6 protein-coding genes and 1 pseudogene are annotated in these 7,332 nt (G+C 54.3%); 3 read left to right on the forward strand and 4 right to left on the reverse strand.

Annotated elements, in window-relative coordinates; genetic code table 11:
* From FDW94_RS24110 to FDW94_RS10845, 3 genes and pseudogenes are all read left to right on the forward strand, one after another.
* Positions 1-116 (forward strand): annotated as a pseudogene (locus FDW94_RS24110) (gluconate 5-dehydrogenase); the annotation flags it as partial.
* Between the two features lie 58 nt (positions 117-174).
* Positions 175-1,458, forward strand: coding sequence for an MFS transporter (locus FDW94_RS10840; RefSeq protein ID WP_003829574.1), 1,284 nt, complete (start codon positions 175-177; stop codon positions 1,456-1,458).
* A gap of 82 nt (positions 1,459-1,540) precedes the next feature.
* On the forward strand, positions 1,541-2,533 hold the full coding sequence (locus FDW94_RS10845) for a LacI family DNA-binding transcriptional regulator (RefSeq protein WP_032944294.1): 993 nt from the start codon (positions 1,541-1,543) through the stop codon (positions 2,531-2,533).
* 65 nt (positions 2,534-2,598) lie between these two features.
* Here FDW94_RS10845 and leuD read toward each other — a convergent pair whose 3' ends face one another.
* From leuD to leuA, 4 genes are read right to left on the reverse strand one after another with little or no spacing between them, the layout of a single operon-like run.
* Positions 2,599-3,204 carry a 3-isopropylmalate dehydratase small subunit gene (gene leuD, locus FDW94_RS10850; RefSeq protein WP_137377570.1) on the reverse strand — a complete coding sequence of 202 codons (606 nt, stop codon included), beginning with the start codon at positions 3,202-3,204 and terminating at the stop codon, positions 2,599-2,601.
* Between the two features lie 10 nt (positions 3,205-3,214).
* On the reverse strand, positions 3,215-4,615 hold the full coding sequence (gene leuC / locus FDW94_RS10855; protein WP_048227098.1) for a 3-isopropylmalate dehydratase large subunit: 1,401 nt from the start codon (positions 4,613-4,615) through the stop codon (positions 3,215-3,217).
* Positions 4,616-4,617: 2 nt separating this feature from the next.
* Positions 4,618-5,709: a 3-isopropylmalate dehydrogenase gene (gene leuB / locus FDW94_RS10860; protein WP_003829570.1), complete on the reverse strand. Its 1,092-nt coding sequence runs from the start codon at positions 5,707-5,709 to the stop codon at positions 4,618-4,620.
* Positions 5,709-7,280 (reverse strand): 2-isopropylmalate synthase, encoded by a 1,572-nt coding sequence (gene leuA / locus FDW94_RS10865; protein ID WP_137377571.1) that lies wholly within the window; start codon positions 7,278-7,280, stop codon positions 5,709-5,711. The genes leuB and leuA overlap by 1 nt, the downstream gene beginning before the upstream one ends.
* Positions 7,281-7,332 lie beyond the last annotated feature (52 nt).

A 7,332-nucleotide genomic window follows, 5' to 3' on the forward strand; every position in this document is an offset into this window, starting at 1 on the left:
GCTGGGGTAACCCGGAGGAGCTGATCGGCGCGGCGGTTTATCTTGCTGCGCCCGCTTCTGACTTTGTGAATGGGCATCTTCTGTTTGTGGACGGCGGCATGCTGGCCGCGGTCTGATCAATAATGGGCCGCAACGCGCGGCCTGAGCGATAAAACAATAATCCAAGGAGTGAGTATGAATATGCTCGCAAAACTGCCAGCGCGTCGCTGGTGGTATTTAATGCCGATTATTTTTATTACCTACAGCTTAGCTTATCTCGACCGCGCCAATTACGGCTTTGCCGCTGCCGCCGGTATTGAACATGACTTAGGGATTACTCAGGGAACAGCATCGTTAATTGGCGCGTTATTCTTCCTGGGCTATTTCTTTTTCCAGGTGCCGGGCGCGATGTACGCCGTAAAGCATAGCGTGCGCAAAATGATTTTTTACAGCCTGATCCTTTGGGGGCTTTGTGCCGCGGCGACCGGCTTTGTCAGCAATATCCCAACGCTGATGGCGATCCGCTTTATTCTCGGCATCGTCGAAGCGGCGGTGATGCCCGCGATGCTGATTTATATCAGCAACTGGTTTACCAAAACTGAACGCTCGCGCGCCAACACCTTTTTAATTCTCGGTAACCCGGTCACAGTGCTGTGGATGTCGATTGTCTCCGGCTACCTGATTGAAGCCTGGGGCTGGCGCGAAATGTTTATTATCGAAGGTATCCCGGCGGTCATCTGGGCGTTCTGCTGGGTGATTCTGGTACGCGACAAACCGGCGGATGCGGGCTGGTTGAGCGAGCAGGAGAAACAGGCATTACAGCAGGCGATGGATCGCGAGCAGCGCGACATCAAACCGATGCGTAACTACGGTGAAGCGATGCGTTCACGCAGCGTCATTATGCTTTGCGCGGTGCATGCGCTGTGGAGCATCGGGGTGTATGGCTTCATGATGTGGATGCCGTCAATCCTCAAAAATGCGGCGCAGATGGACATCGTGGCGGTGGGCTGGCTGGCAGCGGTACCGTATCTGGCGGCGATCTGCCTGATGTTGACCGTCTCCTGGCTGTCCGATAAGTTCCAGAACCGTAAGCTGTTTATCTGGCCGCTGCTGTTGATTGCCGCCATCGCGTTCTTTGCCTCGTGGCTGTTGGGCAACCAGTCCTTCTGGCTCTCCTACGCGCTGCTGGTTGTGGCCGCTGCCTGTATGTATGCGCCTTACGGGCCGTTCTTTGCGCTGATCCCCGAACTGCTGCCGCGCAACGTCTCCGGCGTGTCGATGGGGATGATCAACAGTTTTGGCGCGTTAGGGGCATTCCTCGGCGCGTGGCTGGTGGGTTACCTCAACGGCGTGACCGGCGGGCCGGGCGTCTCCTACACCTTCATGGCGATTGCTCTGCTGGCGTCGGTGGTGTTGATGTACTGCGTTCGTGCGCAAAATGAAACCACGTCGCCGTCGGCTGAGATGGCTACGCGTTAAGGTTGAGCGAGGAGTGCAGTCGCTAACCGGCTGTGATAAGGTTCTCTGCGAGCATAATGGGCTGTTGGTCGTAGAGAACCTCATGAAAAACAATCGGATGACATTACAGGATATCGCTAATCTGGCCGGGCTGAATAAGATGACGGTCAGCCGTTATCTGCGTGACCCGAATCAGGTGTCGCAACGCAGCCGCGAATTGATTTCGAAAGTGATGGAAGAGAACAACTACATCCCCAACCGCGCCCCGGAAATTCTGCTCAACGCACGCAGCAAAACCATTGGTGTGCTGATCCCCTCGTTTCGTAATCAGATCTTTGCCGACGTGCTGGCAGGGATTGAATCCGTCACCTCGGCCTGCCAGTACCAGACGCTGATCGCCAACTACGAATATGATGCCGAGCGTGAAGAACGCGAGGTGCTGAACCTGCTCTCTTACAATATCGACGGCCTGATCCTCACGGGAAAGCTGCATACCGAGCGGATGATCCAGTACGTGCGCGCCAGCGGCGTACCGGTGGCGGAACTGATGGATATTAGCGGCCAGTATCTTGATATACAGGTTGGGTTTGATAACGAAAAAGCCGCGTTTGAAATGACGCAGGCTTTTATCGACAGCGGTAAACGCAGCATTGCTTTCTTTGGCTCGATGGATGACCCCCGAGACCTTAGCCGTTTTCGCGGCACCGAGAAAGCGCTGGCGGCGCAGGGACTGGAAGCGTACCACCTGGCGCCAAAGACTATTTCGTCGGTGGCGCTGGGCCGCAAGATGTTCCAGCAGGCGATGGCGGAAAAGCCGGATATTGACGCTATTTTCTGTACCAACGATGACCTGGCGGTTGGCGCGCTGCTGGAGTGTCAGGCACAGCAGTACGATGTGCCGGGAAAAATGGCGATTGCCGGTTTCCACGGGCTGGAAATTGGCCGTGCGCGGCTGCAAAAAATCGCCAGCGTGATTACGCCACGCTTTGAGATTGGCAAAACGGCGGCGGATATTCTGATTAAGCGTTTGAACGGGAAAGATGCGCCGGGCAGCGTCAATCTTGGCTACCAAATCTATTACGGCGATACGCTGTAGGTGAAGAGAAAGGGCTGGCCACCGTGCGGTGACCAGCGGAAGAGATTACTGCATAGCGGAAGAGATTACTGCATAAACGCTGGCTGCTTGTCTTCGTACTCGGTGATGGCCGCTTCATGTTGCAGCGTCAGCCCGATGCTGTCCAGACCGTTCAGCATGCAGTGGCGGCGGAAGTCGTCAATTTTAAAGCTGTAGGACTTATCGCCTGCTTTCACCACCTGCGCTTCCAGATCCACTTCAAATTTAATGCCCGGATTGGCTTTCACCCGCGCGAACATTTCATCTACCTGCGCGTCGCTCAGGGTCACCGGCAACAGTTGGTTATTGAAACTGTTGCCGTAGAAGATGTCGGCGAAGCTTGGTGCGATCACCACTTTAAAGCCGTAATCGGTCAGTGCCCACGGCGCATGTTCGCGTGAAGAGCCGCAGCCAAAGTTTTCCCGTGTGAGCAGAATTGATGCCCCTTTATATTCCGGGAAGTTTAAAACGAACTCAGGATTCGGCTGTTGGCCCTTTTCGTCCAGGAAACGCCAGTCGTTAAACAGATGGGCGCCAAAACCGGTGCGCGTAACCTTCTGCAAAAACTGTTTAGGGATAATTGCGTCGGTATCAACGTTGGCGGCATCCAGTGGGACAACCAGGCCGGTATGCTGGGTAAATTTCTCTGCCATGGTAGTTTCCTTATTTGATGCTGCGAATGTCGGCAAAATGACCGGTTACGGCGGCAGCGGCGGCCATGGCCGGGCTGACTAAATGCGTGCGACCACCGCGGCCCTGACGACCTTCAAAATTACGGTTGCTGGTGGATGCGCAGCGTTCGCCTGGGTTCAGGCGGTCATTGTTCATCGCCAGGCACATGGAACAGCCCGGTAAACGCCATTCAAAACCGGCTTCGATAAAGATCTTATCCAGACCTTCTGCTTCCGCCTGCGCTTTCACCGGACCAGAGCCCGGCACCACCAGTGCCTGCACGCCCGGCGCAACTTTGCGCCCTTTGGCGATTTCTGCCGCGGCGCGTAAATCTTCAATACGCGAGTTGGTGCAGGAACCGATGAACACTTTATCGATAGCCACTTCCGTTAACGGAATACCCGGTTTCAGCCCCATATACGCCAGCGCTTTTTCAGCTGATGCACGCTCAACGGGATCGGCAAATGACGCCGGGTCGGGAATATTATCGTTCACCGAGATGACCTGACCCGGGTTTGTTCCCCAGGTGACCTGCGGTGCGATCTCTTCTGCCTGCAGGGTAACGACGGTATCAAACGTCGCGTTGTCGTCGGTTTTCAGCGTTTTCCAGTATGTAACCGCGTGGTCAAAATCCTCGCCCTTCGGTGCGTGTAAACGACCCTGCACATAGTTAAAGGTTGTTTCATCCGGTGCAACCAGACCCGCTTTAGCACCCATTTCAATGGCCATGTTGCACAGGGTCATCCGGCCTTCCATGCTCAATGCACGGATGGCTTCGCCACAAAACTCAACCACGTGTCCGGTACCGCCTGCGCTACCGGTTTTACCGATAATCGCCAGCACGATATCTTTGGCGGTAATGCCAGGGGCTGCTTTACCGTTGACTTCAATCTTCATGGTTTTGGCGCGCCCCTGTTTCAGGGTCTGCGTCGCCAGAACGTGTTCAACTTCAGAGGTGCCAATGCCAAACGCCAGTGCGCCGAACGCGCCGTGTGTAGCGGTGTGGGAATCGCCGCAGACGATGGTCATACCCGGCAACGTCACGCCTTGTTCTGGCCCCATCACGTGAACGATACCCTGATACGGATGGTTCAGGTCGTACAGCTCGACGCCAAATTCGTTACAGTTCTTAATCAGCTCCTGCATCTGGATGCGCGCCATCTCACCCGACGCGTTGATATCTTTGGTCTGGGTAGAGACGTTGTGATCCATGGTGGCAAAGGTTTTACCCGGCTGGCGCACCTGACGGCCATGCGCGCGCAGACCATCAAACGCCTGCGGAGAGGTCACTTCATGCACCAGATGCCTGTCGATGTACAACAGTGGGGTTTCGTTTTGCGCCTCAAAGACGACGTGCGCATCAAACAATTTTTCGTACAACGTTTTGGCCATGATTACACCCCTTCTGCGACGTAACGGGCAATGATATCGCCCATTTCATCGGTACTGACTGCGGCAGCGCCACGGGCTAAGTCACCGGTGCGAATGCCTTCTTCTAATGCGCGGTTGATGGCGCTCTCAATTGCGGTTGCCGCATCATTGGCATCCAGGCTGTAGCGCAGCAGCAGCGCCAGCGACAGGATCTGGGCGATAGGGTTGGCAATATTTTTCCCGGCGATGTCCGGAGCGGAGCCGCCAGCAGGCTCGTACAAACCGAAGCCCTGCTCATTCAGGCTGGCGGACGGTAACATGCCCATTGAACCGGTGATCATGGCGCACTCATCAGACAGAATGTCACCGAACAGGTTAGAGCACAGCAACACGTCGAACTGGGATGGATCTTTAATTAATTGCATTGTCGCGTTGTCGATGTACATATGCGCCAGTTCAACGTCTGGATATTCATTAGCAATTTCATTGACAATTTCGCGCCACAGAATAGACGTTTGCAGTACGTTAGCTTTATCAATCGACGTAACTTTACGGCGACGTTTGCGAGCGGATTCAAACGCGATACGCGCAATACGTTCGATCTCGAAACGGTGATAAACCTCGGTATCAAAGGCTTTTTCATGTTGTCCGCTGCCTTCGCGGCCTTTTGGTTGACCGAAGTAAATCCCGCCAGTCAGTTCGCGTACGCACAGGATGTCGAAACCGTTCGCGGCAATATCTGCGCGCAGAGGGCAAAACGCTTCCAGCCCCTGGTAGAGCTTAGCCGGGCGCAGGTTGCTGAATAATTTGAAGTGCTTACGCAATGGCAGCAGTGCGCCACGCTCTGGCTGCTGGTTTGGCGGTAAGTTTTCCCATTTCGGGCCGCCAACGGAGCCAAACAGAATGGCGTCAGCTTGTTCACAGCCTTCAACCGTTGCAGGTGGCAGCGGCTGACCGTGGTTATCGATCGCGGCACCACCCACGTCGTAGTGGCTGGTGGTAATGCGCATGTTAAAACGGTTGCGGATTGCGTCCAGTACCTTCAGGGCTTGCGCCATCACTTCCGGGCCAATACCGTCACCCGGCAAAACAGCAATATGATAATTCTTCGACATCACACGGTTTCCTTGTTGTTCTCGTTGTTCTGAGCTTTGCGTTGCAATTCTTTTTCGACTTCTTCGGCGCGCCAGATGTTGTTCAGCACATGCACCATCGCTTTAGCAGAAGATTCGACGATATCTGTCGCCAGACCGACGCCGTGGAAACGACGACCGTTATAGTTGGCAACGATATCCACCTGACCCAGCGCATCTTTACCGTGCCCTTTGGCGGTCAGGCTGTATTTCACCAGTTCGATGTTGTACTCAGTTACACGGTTGATAGCCTGATAAATAGCATCGACTGGACCGTTACCGTTCGCCGCTTCGGCTTTAACTTCTTCACCGCAGGCCAGCTTGACGGAGGCGGTGGCGATGTCATTGGAGCCGGACTGAACGCTGAAGTAATCCAGACGGAAATGCTCCGGTTCTTCCTGCTGTTTATTAATGAAGGCCAGCGCTTCCAGGTCGTAATCAAATACCTGACCTTTTTTGTCCGCCAGTTTCAGGAATGCGTCGTACAGGTTGTCCAGGCTGTATTCATTTTCTTTATATCCCATCTCGTCCATACGGTGTTTCACCGCGGCGCGTCCGGAACGGGAGGTCAGGTTCAGCTGTACCTGGTTCAGACCAATGGATTCAGGCGTCATGATTTCGTAGTTTTCACGGTTTTTCAGTACGCCGTCCTGATGGATGCCGGAGGAGTGGGCAAAGGCGCCGCTACCGACAATGGCTTTGTTTGCCGGAATTGGCATGTTGCAGATTTGGCTGACTAACTGACTGGTACGCCAGATCTCCTGGTGATTGATGCGGGTCTGTACATTCAGGATATCTTTACGCACCTTGATCGCCATGATCACTTCTTCCAGTGAGCAGTTACCGGCGCGTTCGCCGATACCGTTCATCGCGCCTTCCACCTGACGCGCTCCGGCGTGAACGGCTGCCAGTGCGTTGCCTACGCCCAAACCTAAATCATCATGGGTGTGTACGGAGATGATGGCTTTATCGATATTTGGTACGCGTTCATACAAGTCAGAAATGATTGCCCCAAATTCGAAAGGCATGGTGTAACCGACGGTATCAGGGATGTTAATGGTTTTAGCACCCGCGTTAATGGCAGCTTCAACCACGCGAGCCAGATCGGCGATAGGGGTACGGCCTGCATCTTCGCAGGAGAACTCCACGTCATCGGTATAATTACGCGCACGCTTAACCATGTAGACCGCGCGCTCAATGACTTCATCCAGCGTACTGCGTAATTTCGTCGCGATGTGCATCGGCGAGGTGGCGATAAACGTATGAATACGGAAAGCTTCAGCGACTTTCAGCGATTCTGCAGCGACGTCGATATCTTTTTCTACGCAGCGGGCTAAGGCGCAAACGCGGCTGTTTTTAACCTGACGAGCAATGGTCTGAACTGACTCAAAGTCGCCCGGTGAAGAAACGGGGAAACCTACTTCCATCACGTCAACGCCCATACGCTCAAGGGCCAGCGCAATCTGCAGTTTTTCTTTCACACTCAGGCTTGCCTGTAACGCCTGTTCACCATCGCGTAAGGTGGTATCGAAAATAATGACTTGCTGGCTCATGGTTTAGGTCCTTGGTTTCTTAGGGCGCCTTGCTTCGAGCATAAAAAAACCC

The organism is Citrobacter sp. wls757 (assembly GCF_005280935.1).
Classification (GTDB): Bacteria; Pseudomonadota; Gammaproteobacteria; order Enterobacterales; family Enterobacteriaceae; genus Citrobacter; species Citrobacter portucalensis.